The 18,640-nt window shown below is 60.0% G+C and carries 15 protein-coding genes; 13 read left to right on the top strand and 2 right to left on the bottom strand.

From position 1 onward, the window contains the following. Nucleotides 1–250 precede the first annotated feature (250 nt). From AC1Q6C_RS06240 to AC1Q6C_RS06215, 6 genes are all read left to right on the top strand, one after another. A complete protein-coding gene (locus tag AC1Q6C_RS06240; protein ID WP_047271994.1) occupies nt 251–1,255 on the top strand; it encodes a helix-turn-helix transcriptional regulator in 1,005 nt (334 codons plus the stop codon). Nucleotides 1,256–1,738: 483 nt separating this feature from the next. Beyond that, nucleotides 1,739–1,870, top strand: coding sequence for a hypothetical protein (locus tag AC1Q6C_RS06235; RefSeq protein WP_257233137.1), 132 nt, complete (start codon nt 1,739–1,741; stop codon nt 1,868–1,870). Then, nucleotides 1,870–3,420, top strand: coding sequence for a sodium:solute symporter family protein (locus AC1Q6C_RS06230; protein WP_492666436.1), 1,551 nt, complete (start codon nt 1,870–1,872; stop codon nt 3,418–3,420). The genes AC1Q6C_RS06235 and AC1Q6C_RS06230 overlap by 1 nt, the downstream gene beginning before the upstream one ends. A gap of 42 nt (nt 3,421–3,462) precedes the next feature. Beyond that, nucleotides 3,463–4,350, top strand: coding sequence for an alpha/beta fold hydrolase (locus tag AC1Q6C_RS06225; RefSeq protein ID WP_047271999.1), 888 nt, complete (start codon nt 3,463–3,465; stop codon nt 4,348–4,350). 71 nt (nt 4,351–4,421) lie between these two features. Continuing rightward, nucleotides 4,422–5,636: a YlbE family protein gene (locus AC1Q6C_RS06220; protein WP_158170424.1), complete on the top strand. Its 1,215-nt coding sequence runs from the start codon at nt 4,422–4,424 to the stop codon at nt 5,634–5,636. Then, nucleotides 5,633–7,009, top strand: a complete 1,377-nt coding sequence (locus AC1Q6C_RS06215; protein ID WP_492666435.1) for an amidase — start codon at nt 5,633–5,635, stop codon at nt 7,007–7,009. Before AC1Q6C_RS06220 ends, AC1Q6C_RS06215 begins: the two co-directional genes overlap by 4 nt. Nucleotides 7,010–7,096: 87 nt before the next feature. Here the strand turns inward: AC1Q6C_RS06215 and AC1Q6C_RS06210 are convergent, their stop codons facing one another. Beyond that, nucleotides 7,097–8,332, bottom strand: coding sequence for an MFS transporter (locus AC1Q6C_RS06210; protein WP_492666434.1), 1,236 nt, complete (start codon nt 8,330–8,332; stop codon nt 7,097–7,099). 69 nt (nt 8,333–8,401) lie between these two features. Here AC1Q6C_RS06210 and AC1Q6C_RS06205 point away from each other — a divergent pair, with 69 nt between their 5' ends. Next, nucleotides 8,402–9,415 carry an AraC family transcriptional regulator gene (locus AC1Q6C_RS06205; protein ID WP_492666433.1) on the top strand — a complete coding sequence of 338 codons (1,014 nt, stop codon included), beginning with the start codon at nt 8,402–8,404 and terminating at the stop codon, nt 9,413–9,415. Between the two features lie 54 nt (nt 9,416–9,469). Here the strand turns inward: AC1Q6C_RS06205 and AC1Q6C_RS06200 are convergent, their stop codons facing one another. Then, the gene (locus AC1Q6C_RS06200) at nt 9,470–10,645 is read right to left on the bottom strand and encodes a PucR family transcriptional regulator (RefSeq protein WP_492666432.1); all 1,176 of its coding nucleotides are present in this window, start codon (nt 10,643–10,645) and stop codon (nt 9,470–9,472) included. 150 nt (nt 10,646–10,795) lie between these two features. Here AC1Q6C_RS06200 and AC1Q6C_RS06195 point away from each other — a divergent pair, with 150 nt between their 5' ends. The 6 genes from AC1Q6C_RS06195 (at nt 10,796) to AC1Q6C_RS06170 (ending at nt 17,987) form a co-directional block, all read left to right on the top strand. Beyond that, nucleotides 10,796–12,124, top strand: a complete 1,329-nt coding sequence (locus AC1Q6C_RS06195; RefSeq protein WP_492666431.1) for an MFS transporter — start codon at nt 10,796–10,798, stop codon at nt 12,122–12,124. A gap of 88 nt (nt 12,125–12,212) precedes the next feature. Then, nucleotides 12,213–13,862, top strand: a complete 1,650-nt coding sequence (locus AC1Q6C_RS06190) for an amidohydrolase (protein WP_492666430.1) — start codon at nt 12,213–12,215, stop codon at nt 13,860–13,862. Nucleotides 13,863–13,904: 42 nt separating this feature from the next. After that, entirely contained in the window at nt 13,905–14,666 is a 762-nt protein-coding gene (locus AC1Q6C_RS06185) for a maleylpyruvate isomerase family mycothiol-dependent enzyme (protein WP_065352774.1), read from the top strand. Nucleotides 14,667–14,689: 23 nt separating this feature from the next. Further along, nucleotides 14,690–16,078: a 4-aminobutyrate--2-oxoglutarate transaminase gene (gene gabT / locus AC1Q6C_RS06180; RefSeq protein WP_134929664.1), complete on the top strand. Its 1,389-nt coding sequence runs from the start codon at nt 14,690–14,692 to the stop codon at nt 16,076–16,078. Further along, a complete protein-coding gene (locus tag AC1Q6C_RS06175) occupies nt 16,075–17,541 on the top strand; it encodes an NAD-dependent succinate-semialdehyde dehydrogenase (protein ID WP_054827041.1) in 1,467 nt (488 codons plus the stop codon). The genes gabT and AC1Q6C_RS06175 overlap by 4 nt, the downstream gene beginning before the upstream one ends. Before the next feature lie 122 nt (nt 17,542–17,663). Then, the gene (locus AC1Q6C_RS06170) at nt 17,664–17,987 is read left to right on the top strand and encodes a putative quinol monooxygenase (RefSeq protein ID WP_054827042.1); all 324 of its coding nucleotides are present in this window, start codon (nt 17,664–17,666) and stop codon (nt 17,985–17,987) included. Nucleotides 17,988–18,640 lie beyond the last annotated feature (653 nt).

Below are 18,640 nucleotides of genomic sequence, written 5' to 3'. Positions count from 1 at the left end.
TTGCCGCCAGTGACAGTTCGATTGCGGGTGCCGCATCTGAGCTTTGCGAAGTCTCGACTGCCGCCAAAAATGCCGGGGACAGCGACCCCAGCTTGGTCGAGCCGATCGCCGGGTGGGCGTAAACCCAGCCACTTTTCGACCACTGCGTGTGGCTCTGCCGCCGGTTTCCCTCTCGTTCCCCGATGTTGCCTGACTGGCGAGACAATGAGAGCCTATACGTACTTGGGGGAGTCGGATCCAGGAGTATCGTATGCAGATCCACGCTTTGCTTCCGGCCATGATCCCGCCGGACGATGGCCGTTTCGTCGAACTATCCGATGTCCACGTGCGCGCTTCTGCTGCAATGAGAGTCCTGCGTGATTCGATTCCATGGGATGGATACGCATTGACGGCATGGGATGCGGGTTCAGGAAGTCATAGGCACGTCACGTTGGCGAGCGAAGGCTATACGCGGGAGCTCGACGAACATATGAACGATGCGTTCGTCGATGGGAATCCGGGCTTTCATTTGTTGCATACCCAGGTTCCGCACGCCCTTCGTTGGCTGGACTTGCAGAGGGATTGGCACATTCCGTTCGCGCAGACTCAGTCAGCCGAGGGATTCTTGATTCCCGCTGGGTTCAAGGAGGGGGCGACCATGTGTCTGAGGTTGCCTGGTGGGCGATATACCGGTGCTCTGCACGTGAGTTGGGCGCGCCCCAAAGACGCCAGTAACGAGGCACTTCGCGTGATCGAGAGGTTCCGTCCTGTACTCGCTGACGTCTGTGATCTCTTCCGGAGCGCTCATGGTGCCGTGCAACGGGCTGGGGTGGCAGCGCACGCCGCCATAGTCACCGATACAGGCGCAATTTCGGAGCTGCCCGGTCATACGGCGGGTCCGGTTCTTGGAGAGTCTGCGCGCAGGTGGTTGGCGTCAGCGATCCGGGATTGGGCTGGCCGACCTGCGCAGTACTTGTGGGCCGAGTCGGATGGTTCGTGCCATCGGATCGAGTTGTCGGCGGGTCCCGGAACGTCCCTCGTGGTTGTTGAACGTCGGATTCCGTGGCCGTTCGGGTTGAGCTGCCGGGAAGTGCAGATTCTTCACTGGGTCACCCGAGGCTATTCCAATCCCCAGATCGCGAAGAAGCTGTTCATCAGTCCTAGAACCGTTTCGACCCACGTCGAGCATCTTCTCGTCAAACTTGGGAGCCAATCTCGGGTGCAGCTCGCCGCGCTTGCTGTGGAAGCAGGACTGTTGCTCGCGAGCGAGATGTGAGGACCCGGAGTGCAACCGTCGGGCAGGGTGACCGCAACGACCAGCGAGTCGGGGTAGCCGGAACGGGCGTAAACCAAAGCCCTACGGTAGCGCCAAAGGCGTTGTGAGGGAAGATGTATCTCCGTTGATGATGCAGCGGTCGCGTCTTTAGTGGCGGATTCTCGCCCGTTCAGTTCCGGTTATGAAATTCTCGATGCCCCAGTACATTTCGCCCGTTCGGTTTGTTGTGTCCGCATGCGATGTCCGACCGGAGGTATGCGGAAAATACGTCAACTGACCGATGGTCGAAGAGTGTGATTGTTCATACGCTTTTCATCTGGCTATACGCCGCCCAGCCGGCCCTGTTGACGGCCTGCAGAGACGAAAAGAGTACCAATGAAACGCACTGGCTTATTCAGTCGTTCCCCAGCGAGGAACATCGCCTTCGGCGCACTATTCGCGCTGATCAATATGATCGCGCTCTGGCCACCTTTGTACATCGCAATGTCCCACCAGCACGGTCTGGTCATCGGCGTACCGATTTCGGTCTGGTACCTGATACTCGTGTCCGCAGCTGCGATCGCAGCAGTCACCGGTCTCTGGGTCACCGAGTGTCGTCAGGGAGCGGTGGACTGATGATCGTCACTTTTGGCACCTTAGGCGTCTTCTTCGTCGTCATCGTTGTTGTCCTTCACATCTCCAAGAACCGGCAAAGCGTCGCGACGTTCAGCAACTACGCCGTCGGCGAGCGCTCGTTTTCGAGCTGGTTCGTGTCGATGGCGTACACGAATTCGTGGTGGCCCGGTTCGACTTTTACCGCGGTTTTCGGTCTGACCGTTGCTAGTGGCGTGATCGGGTTGTACTTTCTCGTCTACTCCGTCCTTGGTGTTCTCGCGATGTATTTCATCGCCCGGCCAGTATGGAAGTGGGGTAAGAAGTTCGACTTGCGGACCCAGGCGGATCTACTGGACCTGCGGTACAACAGCCGCGGCCTGAAGTTGATCGGAAGCGCCATCAGTGTCGTCGCCCTCGTGCCCTGGCTCGTTCTCGGGCTCATTGCAATGGGCGCGGTAGTTCAGTGGGCATCGCTGGGTAAACTCTCTGACGCCGACTCCATCCTGATCGGGATTGCAGTATTGGTCGTGCGTCAGTTCTGGACCGTCCAGATGGGTATGAGGGGTCTCATCCTCACCGATATGGTCCAGGGGATTGTTGCCTACATCGGATCGGCCATTTTGTGCCTGGGCCTGTTGTTCTTCTACTTCGGTGGCATCTCGAACATGAGCAAGCTTACCGACGCTCAACTGAGCCTGCCCGGCTTCGGATCCGATGAAGGCGGACTCTACTACTTCGGCATCGTTGCCGCCGGAATCATTGGAAGTCTTTGCTGGCCTATGATATTCACGCGAATCTACACTGCGGCCAGCGTGCGTGAAGTGAAAAAGGGCTCGCTGCAAACAATGGCGATCGGCTTCGTGTTCTGCGTTCTACTCATGTTTGTCGCGCTGTGCGCGGCGCCGATCCCTTTCGCCGCTGCCAATCCAGTATCGTCGTTCTTCGCGATCGCGCAGGACGCCGGTGGTACCTGGTTGTTGGCGATCGCGCTTGTCATAGTTTTCGCGGCGGGAATGGGCTTCGTCGACGGCGTCACCCAAGCGATCGGCACTCAAGTTGCGAACGACATCGTTGCTGTCGTTCACCCACTGCGGGACAAGCAGGAGCTCTACCTCGCCAAGGCTGCGATGGCAGTTACCGCAATAGTTGCCGCGATCATCGCGTACCGCATCTACGATTCACCCAACTTGGCCGGCGTCACGCAGTTGGCGTATCAAGCCATCATCCAACTTGCCGTACCGATCTTCGGCGGACTCATGTGGCGCAAAGGTAACAGGGACGGCGCAATCGCCGGGCTGCTCGTCGGTGCGGTAATCGCTCTGGCGCTGACGGTTCCGTACATGGACCAAGGCGGGGCAGTGCCGTGGCTTGAGGGGTTAGGTTCCGGACTGGTCGGCCTCGTAGCCAATCTTGTCGTCTTCGTCGCGGTCAGCCTCCTTCGAGCCAGTGACCGGGAAGAGTTGGAACGAGTTGATCAGCTCTTCGAGTCGGCCCGAGAGCCGTCCCGCAGCCCAGGCCAGACAACACCCATACCGAGTGCCGGCCAGATAGCGCCCGCACCTTTACCGTGACCCGATCTCGGGACTGCCCCACAAAGAAGAGGAATTGAGTTCATGAGCACGTTCGATCAAACCATCACCATCCCCCACCTCGGCGGCTCGGTCATAGGGGCCACGTTCGGGCGACCTTACAACCCCGAATTGCCGACCCTGGTCATGATCAACTCGTACACCACCTCTGCGGAGTTGTACCGCGACCAGTTCGCGGATACTGCGCTGACCGACAGGGCCAACCTACTGGCCCTCGAGCCGTACGGTCATGGCCGAACCCGTTCGACATACAAGCATTTCACCTACTGGGACAGCGCAGTTGCGAACCTGCAGGCTCTTGCGGCACTGGACATTCCGAACGCATTCGTCTTGGGGACTTCGCAAGGGGGGTGGATTGCCACCCGAATGGGCTTGCTGGCACCAGAGGTAGTCAAAGGCCTGATTCCGTTGGGTACCTCGCTGGACGTCGAGAGTCAACGCAGCCGCGACCTCGGGTGCTGGGACGGGCCGGGATTCTGCACCCCCTACATCGAGGCCTTCGGCGAGCCGGTCGACGACGACTGGGTTGTTCCCGATGATTTCGTCGATGCCACCTTCGACGCTGCGCTGGGAGGCTTGAGCCCGGAAGACCGAGTGAGGTGGCTCGAGATCTACCGCACGAACTACTCCGGCGACGCGGGCCGGCACCGACTGCGGCTCGCCACGATCAATCTCCGTGATCGCGACGGGTTGTTCGGGCGATTGGACGAAGTGACGCAGCCGGTTCTGTGGCTCCACGGCACGGCAGACCAGGTTTATTCAGTGGCCAACGCCGAGGACGAAATCAAACTGTTCACCCGTGCGGCCGAAGTGCGCCTCGAGACGATCCCGAACGGGCATCACTTCCTGAGTGCGTCCAAACCCGCTGAAGTCAATGCTGCTGTGATCGATTTCCTCGGTCGGTGGGCATGACCGACACACAGCGCGAGCAAAAGGCAGATTCTATGCAAGACCTATTGTCGGACAGGCGAATTCATGCAAATATGGTCGCAGTGAATGCGATGCTGCAAGCAGACCCCGTCTTGATCGATGTCACCCCGGCACTCGATGCGCTGCCCGGCATGACCCGCCACACCATCCTCACCTCGGGAGCCCCGTTGCCCTGGCCTGCATACGAAGGAGGCCAGCGCCGAGCGATACTGGGAGCAGCACTCTTCGAGGGGCTCGCGAACTCGGTGGAAGAGGCCGACGCTCTCCTGCATGCGGGAGACATCCTCGTCCGGCCGTGCCATGACTACGGGTGCGTAGGCTCGCTGACCGGGGTGACGACGGCGTCGATGCCTGTCCTCGTTGTCGAAGATTCGATGTCGGGTTCGCGCGGACACTGCGTTCTCTACGAGGGAAGTGCCCGCGAACGCCTCACCTACGGGGTATGGAACGAGGCTGTACACCAACAATTGACCTGGATCAAGGACGTGCTCGGACCAGCCCTCTCAGCGGCACTACGACACAACGGCGGTCTACACACCAGTCCCATCATTCGGCGTGCCCTCGGCATGGGCGATGACTTGCACAGCCGTAATACAGCGGCAACAGCGGTGTTCTTCGAGCAGATCTACGAGTCTGTTCTCGAGGCCAACGGCTTCACCGCAGCAACCCGCGACGTTCTGAACTTCCTCAGTCAGAACGATCTGTTCTTTCTCCATGTCGCGATGGCGACGGGTAAGAGCATCGCGACAACCGCCAGCAATACACCGCACAGCAGCATCGTCACCGCTATGGCGTTGAGCGGGAAGGAGTTCGCGATTCGTACAGCTGGCACCGGCCAGCGATGGTTTCGCGCGCCGATTCCCACGTTGCAGGCGAAATATTTCGACGGGATCACCGCTGAGGATACTGCGTACATGGGCGGGGAGAGCCTGATCACCGAGACGGTGGGACTCGGCGGCCTTTCGGCGGCGGCTGCTTTTTCGCTTCAGGATTACAGCGGCGGATCGGCTCAGAACATGGTCGAAACGACGGAGGCAATGTACGGCATTACTCACACTGAGCACCCCCAGTGGAAGATTCCGTATCTAGAGTTTCGTGGCGTTCCGTTCGGAATCGACGCGGCACGTGTGGTTTCCACCGCGATCACTCCACGTATCCACATGGGTGCCGCCCTGCGTGAGGGCGGACACGCGGGCGCCGGTCTGCTCATCGCCCCGATCGAACCCTTCCGCGAGGCCATCGCGGCGCTCACCGTGTCGGCGGCATGACGGAGAATCCCCCTTCGGCCGTCCACGTATCCGCAACTGGCGGCTACTTCAGCCGAAGAACCATCACGGACCTGGCTGCGGACCTTCGGGCACGTCGGGTCACGTCAGCGGACTTGATCGGGATTGCCATCGAGGAGGCCGAGAGCTCGCAATCGACAATCAACGCGTTCGTCACCATCGACGTGGCCGGAGCTCGTGCCGCCGCAGCCGCCGCCGATCGAGAATTGGCCGCAGGTGCTGACCGGGGTCCGCTGCACGGGGTGCCGATAGCGGTGAAGGACATGATCGATGTACGAGGTCTGCCGACGACCGCTAGTTCGCGCCATTTCGTGAATCGGATCGCCACTCGCGATGCAGATTGCGTCGAGCGGCTCAGACGAGCAGGTGCGATAGTGATCGGGAAGACAACGACGCATGAATTCGCGAACGGTCCGATGGGGGATCGTGCTGCTACTGGACCCACTCGTAACCCACATGCATTGGGGCACATGTCCGGAGGATCTAGTAGCGGTTCGGCGGCCGCCGTCGCTGCCGGTGTCATTCCAGTCGCACTCGGCACCGATACCGGTGGTTCCGTACGTATCCCCGCCGCATGCTGCGGCGTCGTCGGTATTCGCCCCACGCAAGGGGTGATCAGCACGCGCGGAGTACTTCCTCTGGCCAGTTCGATGGACACTGTGGGCGTTCTGGCTCGCTGTGCGGCTGATGCACACGTCGTATTGTCGGCGTTGATCGACGATTTCTCACCACCGGCGGAGTGCAGCTCCGTCGCCGGTGTGCGCGTTCGCTGGATATCGCCGAGATCAATTCATGCCACTCAACCATCGATTGCCCGTTCTGCCCGCGATCTGGTCGCACCGTTCCTCACCGACGAAATAGATATCCACGGCGCGGAGGCGTTTCGCTTCTCCTATCGTGTCATCCAAGGGCGTGAAGCTCATGCGGTCCACGCCGAACGGCTCAGTCTTGCACCCGATCTTTACGACCCAGAGGTGCGTGAGCGTCTCGAGATGGGCGGCGCGTACACCGATTCGGAGTTCTTGCAGGCGATTGCGATTCGTGAACGGTTCCGTGTAGGTGTTGCTCAGCTACTGAGTGCGGTCGATTTCATTGCGCTGCCTACGATTCCCTTTTCGGCACCGCCCCTGTTCAGCCGTCGGGTGAGTGTCGAGGATCAGCCGGTCGACGTTCCAAGTGGTCTGCTCTCGCTCACCGCGCCGTGGAGTCTGATCGGACTGCCCGCAGTGTCCATTCCGGCAGCCGACGTCGACGGTTTGCCTGTGGGTGTACAGCTCGTCGGACGCCCACACACCGAGGCTGGTCTTCTGTCGTTCGCGGCGAAGCTCGAGGCGCGGAAACTGTTCGAGAGCTGACCGGGCCAGATCACGCTGCTCGCGCACCGATCAGCGGACCTCGCTGATTCGTAGTCCCAGTCTGCCGCCGCATACAGGTAACCGATGTCACGCAAGGTGATCGGGGTTCTTCACGGACAATGTGATAAACAATGCTGACGCAATCAGCACGACTCCGAAAACCGAAAACACCGCCATGGCACCCCCGGCTCCGAATATTGCACCGCCTGCTGCGGCACCTGCAGCGATTCCGGATTGGACACCGACCACCACGATCCCGCCTGCACTTTCCGCCTTGTCGGGCACGGTACTGGTCGCCCACGTCGACCACGCCACCGAAACTCCGCCGAATGCCAAGCCCCACAACACCACCAAGGCTGCGCTTACGCTCTGAGTTGCAGGCACCAGTGCCAGACCTAGAGCAGCTATCCCGATCAGTAAGGGCATCAGCGCCAATGTCAGACGCAGGCTGAGTTGGAGGAGCCATCCGGCGACAAGTGTGCCTGCCAAGTTCGCCACTCCGAAGGCGAACAATAGAACAGTCAAGGTGGAGGCGCCGACATCGACCATGGTTTCGAGCGCCGGCCGAATGTAGGTGAACAGTGCATAGTGCCCGATATGGACGAGCAACATGCCGACGATGCCGATCCCGAAGGGTGGATGTACCAACACCGACCACAAAGTTCTCAACCGTGCCTCGTGCCGCGGTGCCATCGGGGGCAACGCGAACAGTTGGAAGGCAAGCGTCACGACCCCGAGGGCCGCGGTGACCCAAAAGGCACTGCGCCAACCGGACAGTTCACCGAGGTAACTACCGAGCGGCACGGCCACGATGGTTGCCACGGCGATACCGCTGAAAATGATTGATACAGCGCGAGGTACCGACGATTCCGGTACCAGGCGCATCGCCGTGGCAGCCGCCATGCTCCAGAAACCACCTAACGCAATACCGAGCAGGATCCGCATCGCCAACAGCACCACCATGTTCGGGGCCAGGGCCACGAGCGAGTCCGACGCGATCATCAGCACAGTGAAGCTGAGCAGAACAATCCGCCGGTCCATCCGTCGTGTCAGGCTTGCCGTCAGTAGTCCAGAGAGGATTGCTGCTCCAGCCGTGACGGTGACTGCTTGGCCCACCAGTGCTTCCGGCACACCCAAATCATCGGCAATCGGGGTCAACAGACTAGCCGGAAGATACTCGGCCGTAAGCAGTCCGAATACGCCCAGAGCCAGTGACATCACCGCCATCCACTTCGGTGTTACCGGCAGCGGTGGCGGGTCGACAACTGCGGCTGCTCGGACGGGTCGGGAATCGGGCGCGGTGCTGCACACATCACTGGACAACGGTTGTACTTCTCCTGGATCGCATGAAAGGCTTTGAGTCAACACTAGATACGACTTTCAGGATGATCTATGACTGAGGATCCGGCCGTTTTGATCAAGAGTCCGGCCGAGTCGGCTGCCGGGACGTTCGCCTCGTCCTCCGATCTCATCAGCGAACTGTTGACGAGTATGCGGTTGCGTGGAGTGCAGTACCGTCGTGTCCATGCCGGTCCGCGATTCGGTATCGATTTCGATGCGAAACCGGGTCGTGCCTATTTCCACTTTCTCGCAGTCGGTCACGCGTTCCTGCGTGCCGAGAACGGCACCGTCCATGAACTGTCAGCGGGCAACGCTGTGTTCATCCCGCACGGTCGACCCCATCAGTGGCTGTCCGGGCCGGGCGTAGTGGTTCAGGGCATCGACAGCTACGACTCCGAACCCCTCGGCGATGCGGTGGGGGACGTGAATGTCGGCCTCGCCGCCGACCTGTCTCCCAGCGCCGTATTATTCACCGGTTACATGGAATTCGATCTCGGCGGGATGCAAGGCCTGAGTCGTATCATGCCCGAGATCATGATCGCCGACGCCCAGGGGGAGCGATATCCCGGGCTTTTGCCGATCCTTGCTGCGATGAGGCGTGAGACCTGTTCGGCGCGTGTCGGTTTTGCTGGTGTTTCAGCGCGTCTCGCTGAAGTCGTGGCTGCGATGATCGTGCGAGGGTGGGTTGAATGTGGCTGCGACAATGCCTCTGGACTGGTGGCGGCGCTGCGCGATCCGCGACTGGCGGGAGCCATTTTGGCTGTCCACCGGGATCCCGGACATTATTGGACGGTAGCGGAGTTGGCATCGCAGTGCCATGTTTCCCGATCGGTGTTCGCGGAGCGCTTCCATGCGATGATCGGCGTACCGCCTCTGCGGTACGCGACGGAACTGAGAATGCTTCTTGCCAGCCAGTGGTTGGCCCAGGACACGATGTCGGTGGAAGCCATGGCTCGAAATCTTGGTTACACCTCTCAAGCTGCGTTCAGCCGCGCTTTCAAGCGCGTTACCGGGCAACCTCCCAGCGCACGCAGAGCTACCTCGCCCATACAGTTCGTTGCGTGACGCCTCCGACGGCGATCGCCCCGATAAGGTAAAGGGGAAGGCGTTCGAGTGCTTCTAGGCCCAACCCACGACGAGTCTCGCCGATTGTTCAGGAATCGTGGGGTCCAAACCGGTGAGTTTCGCAAATCGATGAAGACGATTGGAAACGGTGTTGCGGTGACAGAACAGCTCGTTGGCCGATTCCCCGATACTGCCTGTTTTCATATAGCTGCGCACGCATTCTTCGAGACGGACCCGCTCCGCGTCTCCGCAGGTCACCAAGGCGTCATCGACATCGGTGAGTAGCCCGTTTCCTGATTCTTGTAGGCCTAGTTTGGCCAGTCTTGCCCACCCTCGGTCCCAGGTGAGAGCCGCGTGGTCTTCGCTGGTGATTGTTCGTGTGAGAGCTCGTGCGGTATTGGCCGCCGCGCGAAGGGCTGACAGACCGGTGTCGGCGTTGACAATTCCGACTCGAAGCTTGAGGAGGTTCCGGCCGACATCGGTGGCTTGCGGTCCGTCGAGGTCGAATCTGCGTGTGAAGGCAATCAGGACGTCGCCGAGGTAGTGGGTGTACACCGTTCGTCCGGAGCGCTCGGTTTCGGAGATGTACACACGTAGCGCCGGGATGTCGTCACCGGCAGCTCCGATGACCAGAAGGGGGGCGCGTTGTGGGATTCGGAGTTCGGCTGCAATTGCCTCCAGTTGATCTGCGTCTGTGGATCGGGGATCCTGGAACAGGTTTGCGATGCGTCCTTGCAGCGCAGACGATTCCTCTCTCAGCATGCGTTCTCGTTCGGCCATGTAGGCCGCTTGTGTCTGTGCGGCGTACTCGTCGACGGTGCGAAGCACGATCCACGTGTGTCGGACCAACAGTTCGGCATCCCTCGCTGACGACGCGGAGGTGAGGGCCTCCCACAGCACGTTGTAGTCCAATCGGATCGCGGTCATCAATGAGGTGATGGGGATCCCTGCCCGTGCACGAGAGATGCCGACATCGTTTGCGACGGGGACGAAATCGGGCAGACCTCCCGCGCGCAGACCTTGGAGCATGGCGGAGAAGGCCATGCGGCCTGTGCGTTCGATCTCGGACGTCGGTAGCGGCGACGAGTCGTAGCCCGCGATCGAGGCGACACGTTTGACGAAGGTGTCGGTCAGTTCGGCGACGTCGAGGCTGTCGAGCAGCTCTTGCCATCTTCCTGAGTCGCGGGCGTCCGGCTCGTTGCCCGGTCGTGAAGGGGCGAAATGGTTCACCAAGTAAGAATAGGGCATATGCACAAATTCGCAGCGCTAATCGGCGGGGAATGCCTAGGGACAGTGAGCGAATAACCTGAAATGCTTGCGGCAGGCCGAAATCCCCTGGGGACAGAAGCAGACCGAATCCCTCATCCCTGATGGAGAGTTATGACGTACACACAATCGACGTCGATCGAGTTCGGAGCCGTTCATGAGCTCGACAAGAAGAGCGCAAACAAGGTCGCACTCGGCGCTCTGGTCGGTTCCGTGCTCGAGTACTACGACTTCTTCCTGTTCAGTGCCGCGGCCGCTCTCGTGTTCAATGTTCAGTACTTCACCAGCGGCAACGCAACCTTGGCCGCACTTGCCTCGTTCGCCACTTTCGGAGTAGGGGTAGCGGCCCGACCGATCGGCGGCATTGTCTTCGGTGCAATGGGCGATCGGATCGGCCGCCGAAAGACGCTGATGATCACCATCGTCGGTATCGGCATCATTACCGCGTTGATCGGCATACTGCCCACCTACGCAGCGATCGGCATCGCAGCGCCGGTGCTGCTCGTGCTGCTGAGAATCGTGCAGGGCCTCTTCGTAGGAGGGGAATGGTCAGGTGCCTTGACCCTGGTGGTGGAGAACGCGCCACTGCATATGCGGGCGCGATACGCAGTGATTCCCCTCATCGGATCTCCGATCGGAACAATTCTGTCTTCTGGTGGATTTTTTCTGGTCACCATTGCAATTTCGCAGCAGAACTTCGAATCCTGGGGTTGGCGCATTCCCTTCCTTCTCTCGTTACCGTTACTTCTTGTCGCGGTTTACATTCGGCGCAAACTCGAAGAATCCCCTGTCTTCCGTCAGCTCGAGGAAGCTGGGGAGTTGGCGACCAATCCCGTGTGCACAGCCTTCAAACACAGCTGGCGTCAGATTTTGATCGGAATGGCGGCTTCACTTCTCGGAATGGGCGGGTTCTACCTCGTCACGACATTCTGTGTGTGGTACGGAGTGAACGTACTCGGATACAGCCGATCGTTGATGCTGCTCGGAACTATCGTCGCGGCCGTAGTCGAGATCTTCGTGATCTTGTTGAGCGGGCGGTTGGGCGCGCGATTCGGTTCGAGTCGAGTGATCTTTTGGGGCGGGATCGCCTCTGCCGTAGTCGCTTTGCCGGCCTTTCTGCTACTGACTTCGGGCGTTCCCGTGCTCATCGTTCTGTCGATGACGTTGGCAGTGGCGACGTTGTCGTTTCCCTACGCAGGTACAGGAGCTGTTCTGACCGGACTCTTTCCGGCGCGAACTCGATTCACAGGTGTTGCCGTCGCGAACAACACCGCCGCGATGATTGCAGGATTCGTTCCACTTCTGGTTACCAGCCTCGTGGCTGCAGCTCATGATCACTGGTGGCCAGCTGCGTTGGTTCTCGCGCTGATTTCGTTGATCACCGCATCGGCAGGAGCGATCGCGCCGAAATTCAGCGTGGACCTCCCCGGCTTCAAGCACTGAGAAACGTAGCGCGGCTGGTGTTCGAAACATCGCACCTCGTACCGCTGGATCAGACGCGGCTCGATTACTGGACAAGGACATTTCTCTTATGCAACTCGACCTCATTGTGCGGGCGCGCGAAATCATCACCATGGATCCTCATCGGCCGATCGCGTCGGTTGTCGGGGTAATCGGTGACCGGATCGTCGGGTTCGACGACGAGGTCGCCGGTATCGAGGCGATACGAACCCTGGACTTCGCAGACGCCTGTGTGACGCCCGGTCTGATCGACGCTCATTGTCACACCGTCTGGTGGGGACTTGGATTGGCGTCGATAGACCTCAGCCGCGCCGCCACTCTCGAAGATCTCTACAGGCTGATCGAGGCCGAAGTAGAGCGTATCGGTGATGACGCCGATGCCTGGGTCCACGGCACAGGTTTCAACCAGGGGCACTATGGCGGCGAATTCCCTGCTATCGATCGGCTCGACGCCGTGACGGGAGACCGCCCACTGTACTTACGGCACACCTCTGGTCACGCTGCGATTGCGAACACCGCTACGTTGCGTCTCATCGGTGCGCTTGACGACGGGTTCGAAGTTCCCGTCGGAGGTGTCGTCGTGCGGGATGACGAGGGCCGCCCTACCGGTGTAGTCGAAGAATCGGCGCAAGGGTTGGTGCAGGCGTTGCTCTTGCCCTACTCCACCGAGCGGCTCGCCGAGGCAATCGACGAAGCAACCAAACGCTTTGCTGCACAGGGGATAACCAGCTTCACCGAAGCCGGTGTCGGTGGCGGTTGGATCGGCCACAGCTCCATCGAAATCGCGGCCTATCAATTGGCCGCAGATCGCGATCATCTGCACGCTCGTGCACAGTTGATGCCGGCAATCGACGCTCTTCATCCCCTTGCTGCGAACGCTTCGGACTTCTGCGGCGAGGGGACAGGAGTGGGCTTGGACCTCGGGATTCGTTACGGCTTCGGCGATTCCCACGTTCAGTTGGGGCACGTCAAGGTCTTTCTCGACGGTTCTTTGCTCGGGGCGACCGCCGCTGTGACAGAGGACTTCTGTGGCCATGAACATAATCGGGGATACCTCCTCGACACGCCGGAACTGTATCGAGAGCGTGCACTCGCGGCATATCGATCGGGGTGGCCGCTTGCGCTGCATGCGATTGGAGACGCAGCAATAGACCTGGCCCTGGATCTGATCGAGGAGGCGCAGAAGAGTTACGGCCGCCACACAGCTCCGTGCCGTATCGAACATTTCGGCATCGCTCGACCGGATCAAGTGCGGCGTGCCGGCGATCTTGCCATTGCTGTGACCCCCCAGGCAGGTTTCATAGGGCCGCTCGGCGATCAGATTGTCGATCTTGTCGGGACCGACCGTGAACCGTGGCTTTACCGTGGGCGATCGGTCATCGATGCGGGAGCAATACTCGCAGGCTCATCAGACCTTCCTGTCGCCGACAACAATCTTCGTAGAGGTATGCAGTCGGCCGTCGATCGTCGTACCGACACCGGATTCGTCCTGGGCTCGAACGAGGCGATCACACCGGAGGAAGCCCTTCGAACGCACACGGAATGGGCTGCGCGCGCGACCGGTCAGATCGACGACAAAGGCACCCTCGAACGGGGAAAACTTGCGGACTTTGCCGTGTTCTCGTCGTCGCCGCTCACGGCGCCGAACATATCGGAGATCGACGTCGTCGCAACAATACTCGGAGGAAACCTCACCCATGATGCCCGACCGACTCGCTGAAGAATTACTCGTAATCTTGTGAAGGAGAATGCCGTGAACGTGATGCGAGAGCCGGCTGACGAACTCGCCGTCGATCTCGGCTACGTGAAAGCCGGACAAATGCACTTCGACCGGACGTTGCGCGAACTCGGTGACGACGAACTGCGTGGACCCTCGTTGCTTCCAGGATGGACTCGCGCGCACGTGGTCGCGCACGTCGGTTTCAACGCCCGCGCCCTCGGCCGCCTGGTGGATTGGGCGACGACAGGCATCGAGAAACCGATGTACGAGTCTGCCCATGCGCGGAGCCGGGAAATCGACAGTGCAGCACCACTGTCGAAAGTCGAACTCCGTGAACTCGGCGACAGGGAGGCGAGAGCGCTCGAAATCGCCTGGAGCGCAGTCCCCGACAATCGTTGGTCTACCGAGGTAAACAACGCTCAAGGTGTGCGGATACCGGTCGTCGATACAGTGTGGATGCGATCTCGCGAATTGTGGTTACACGCAATCGATCTCAACTATTCGGCGAGTGCAGCGGACATACCGCCGGCGGTGCAGCGACGAATAATTCACAATGTCCTGGATACATGGGCCACCCGAGACGACTATCGCGTGCACATGACAGTTGCGGACACCGGTGAAGAGTTCGAACCGGCTTCGAGTCACATCACCACCGCCGATTCGACCACGGCACGCACGGCTGTGTCCGGGTCGCTTCCGAATCTGCTGATGTGGGTGACCGGCCGCAGAAACATCGCAGTGTCCGCGGTCGACACGTCGGGCCGCGAGATCGGCACAGCCCCGACAGCTCCGCGCTGGCTCTGACGCTCACTATCGACAACACGAAAATGAGGAACGAATTGTCAGTCTCGTCAGTAACAGGCGGCCCACTGGTGTCGCAACACAGAGAACTCGTAACCGCAATTCCAGGACCGCAATCGCAGGTGCTCATGCGTCGAAAAGAGGCGGCCGTTGCGGCCGGTGTAGGGCACGTTGTACCCATATCGATCGTCGCAGCCGGAGGCGGCATCTTGATCGATGCCGACGGCAATTCTCTGATCGATCTCGGTTCGGGCATCGCCGTCACCGGCGTCGGCAATTCAGCTCCAGCCGTTGTCGAAGCCATAACTCGCCAAGCGAAACTGTTCACTCACACCTGCTTCACCGTCACCCCATACGACGGCTACGTCGCGGTCGCTGAGAAACTCAACTCGATCACCCCCGGTGACCACGAGAAGCGCACAGCACTGTTCAACACCGGTTCCGAAGCCGTCGAGAACGCGATCAAGATCGCACGCTCCTTCACCAACAAACATGCGGTTGTGGTCTTCGATCACGCGTTCCACGGCAGAACCAACCTCACCTTGGGCATGACTGCGAAGAACACCCCTTACAAAAACGGCTTCGGTCCGTTCACACCCGAGATCTACCGTGTTCCAACCTCGTACCCATATCGCGATGGGCTGAGCGGAGTGGAGGCGGCAGAAATTGCGCTCCTGCAGATCGAAAGACAGGTCGGCGCTTCCAATCTCGCAGCAATCGTCATCGAGCCCATCCAGGGCGAGGGTGGATTCATCGAACCCGCGACCGGTTTTCTGCCTGCTCTATCCGAATGGGCAACTGCCAACGGCGTCGTATTCATCCTCGACGAAGTCCAAACCGGGTTCGCCCGTACCGGTGATCTCTTCGCTGCGAACCACGAGCGAGTCGTACCTGATCTCATCGCAACAGGAAAAGGTATCGCGGGTGGATTGCCACTGGCCGCGGTCACTGGCCGCGCAGAGATCATGGATTCACCACAATTCGGCGCTCTCGGGGGCACCTACGCCGGAAACCCGATTTCCTGCGCCGCGGCGCTCGCCACAATCGAAACGTACGAAAAGAACAACCTGGTTGTTCGTGCACGTGAAATCGCGGCGATCATCGATGAGGTCTTCACCGAACTGGGCGCCTCGGACGACCGTATTGGTGACATCCGTGGCCGCGGCGCGATGAAGGCCATCGAAGTAGTACACCCCGACAGCACAGATCCGAACCCGGCTCTGACCGCTTCCGTCGCAAAATTCGCCGCGGATCATGGCGTAGTGGTTCTTACTTGCGGCACCTACGGAAACGTCATCCGAGTTCTCCCTCCGCTCGCAATTTCGGACGAACTGCTGCGCGAAGGTCTACGCGTCGTGGTCGACGGATTCCGTGCGCACGCCCCGGTCTCAGCCACAAAGGAAAGCCAGTCATGACATTGAAGCCACATGAACAGGACCTACTCAACCGTGTCGAAACCGGTATCGGCGTCGGCGGAACATGGGCGCCATCGAGTTCGGGCGCGACCTTCGCCGTCGAAGACCCTGCAACCGGGCATGTGATCAAGACGATTGCCGACGCAACGGTCGACGACGCCATTCGCGCCCTCGATTCAGCCGTTGCAGCACAACAAGAGTGGGCCGAAACACCTAGCCGCCTACGTTCGGACATCCTCCGCAGAGCATTCGACTTGCTGATGGATCGCAAAGAAGAGTTTGCTCTGCTCATCGCCCTGGAAATGGGGAAGCCGATCGCCGAAGCGCGCGGTGAGGTCGTTTACGGTGGAGAGTTCCTTCGGTGGTACTCCGAGGAAGCCGTACGCGTCAGCGGAGACTATCGCCGAAACCCCGAAGGGTCAGGCAACATCACAGTGTCGCACCTCCCTGTGGGGCCCTGCTACTTCATCACACCATGGAACTTCCCACTCGCGATGGCAACCCGCAAGATTGCTCCGGCACTCGCCGCCGGTTGCACCACCATCATCAAGCCGGCGGAACTCACTCCGCTGACCACGATCTACCTGGTGCAGCTGCTGGAAGAGGCAGGACTTCCGCCGGGTGTGGTGAACGTAGTGCCCACGTCGAATCCCAGCGCTCAGTCCAGTGCCCTGCTATCGGATCCACGCCTTCGCAAGCTGAGCTTCACAGGCTCGACGGCGGTTGGCGTCAAACTGCTCGAAGCTGCTGCGCAGAACGTATTGCGTACTTCGATGGAGCTCGGCGGCAACGCACCCTTCGTGGTTTTCGAGGACGCAGATATCGACCGAGCGGTCGACGGCGTGATGCTCGCGAAATTCCGCAACATCGGTCAGGCATGTACCGCCGCAAACCGCATATTGGTACACGATTCCGTGGCCGACGAATTCGTTCGTCGAGTAAGTGAAAGGGTTGCTGCGTTGAAAATTGGTCGTGGGGCCGACGAAGGTTACGACATCGGTGCACTGGTCGACAAGAAAGCCATCGCGAAGACAGAAGGTCTCGTCGCTGACGCGGTGGACACCGGCGCGGAGATTGTCACCGGCGGTCAGGCCGTCGTCGGCCCGGGCAACTTCTTTCAACCGACCGTGATCGACAAGATCGGGCCTGAAGCTCGGATGGTGAACGAGGAGATATTCGGACCAGTGCTGGCAATAACTCGCTTTTCGTCCGAGGACGAGGCCGTGCACATTGCCAACAGCACCGAGTACGGCTTGGTCAGCTATGTCTACACAGAGAACGTCGGCCGAAGCCAGCGAATGATAGAAAAACTTCAAACCGGGATGATGGGCCTCAACACCGGTCTCGTCTCGAATGCAGCAGCGCCTTTTGGCGGCATCAAGCATTCGGGGATCGGAAGAGAAGGCGGCTTCGAAGGAATTCGCGAGTTTTTGTCCACGAAGTACACATTGACACCCCGATGACACTTGAATCGACCGCGCGAAAAGCGTCAGTAGGCGTCAGGACTCGTACCGCACGTGGTCGTCGTTGAGTTGCAGTCAGGCACTGTCTTTTGCTCGTAATCTACTACTAGAGAGTAATTTTCGTGACTGAGAACGCACGGCCCGCTACGTCGAACTTTCGGGTAATCGCCGAATACCGGCTGGACGAGGAAACCGCGAACGAGGTGCTCGGCCATCTGGCCCAACTCGCTGAGGCAAGCCGGAACGAGCCCGCCAATCTCGGCTACGAGTACTTCCGCAACGTCGAGAATCCGCTACACGTAACCATCCTCGAGATGTACATCGACGAAGCCGGCTTCGAAGCGCACCGAACTTCGCCGCACTTTGCATCTATCGGCACGGACAAGATCCTTCCACTTCTCACCGATCGCATTGTGCGCACGTACTCAGACGAGAGTGGTCGCTGATGGCCTAAGGCCACCGAGCCGCGTCCCAGCATTCTTAGAGTGATCGGCCTGGCTGGTGGCATGATGGAGGACCGAATTTTCTCGCCAAGAGATCCCGACGAGTAGACGTGTCCTCCGACGACGCTCACGCGATGTTCGGCAAGAGCATTGCTGCAGCCGACTGGCACTCGAACCGGCGGAAGGCGTCGGGTTCAACGGAGCCGAAATCAGACGAGTCACGTACGTTCCGAACGAAAAGTTCGCCGCTGGCGCAAGCTTCGTCGGCAGTTTGCCGACACGCGTTCCACCACCAACCAGATGCAGGGTGGCCTCCGATACGGTTCGACGGCAATGCTTCTCAGGTTCGCTGCCGTGCCCGTGGTGTTCGGAACCGGCAGCCTGTTTGCAGGATCGCCCAGGATCGTCACTGGGTGTAGATGACGGGCGCTGGGTACAACGCGCAACAGTGCTCGCCCGCCACGTGGGACGGACCTACGGGCTCGCCGAGATGGCCGATGACGGTGGGTGGTCCTCTTTCGTCGGACGCGGTGACTATCCGATCTCAAGCTGGATATCGTCTGCAGCCTTGCAAGGCCTTGGCGATGCTGTACGTCGATGTCTTTCGGCGTCACGGCTTCGGGTTCACGAAGTGGTGTTTTCTGTGGCAGTCCGTG

This window comes from Rhodococcus sp. MT28 (assembly GCF_058792695.1).
This window is presented reverse-complemented; position numbering and strand designations above follow the sequence as displayed.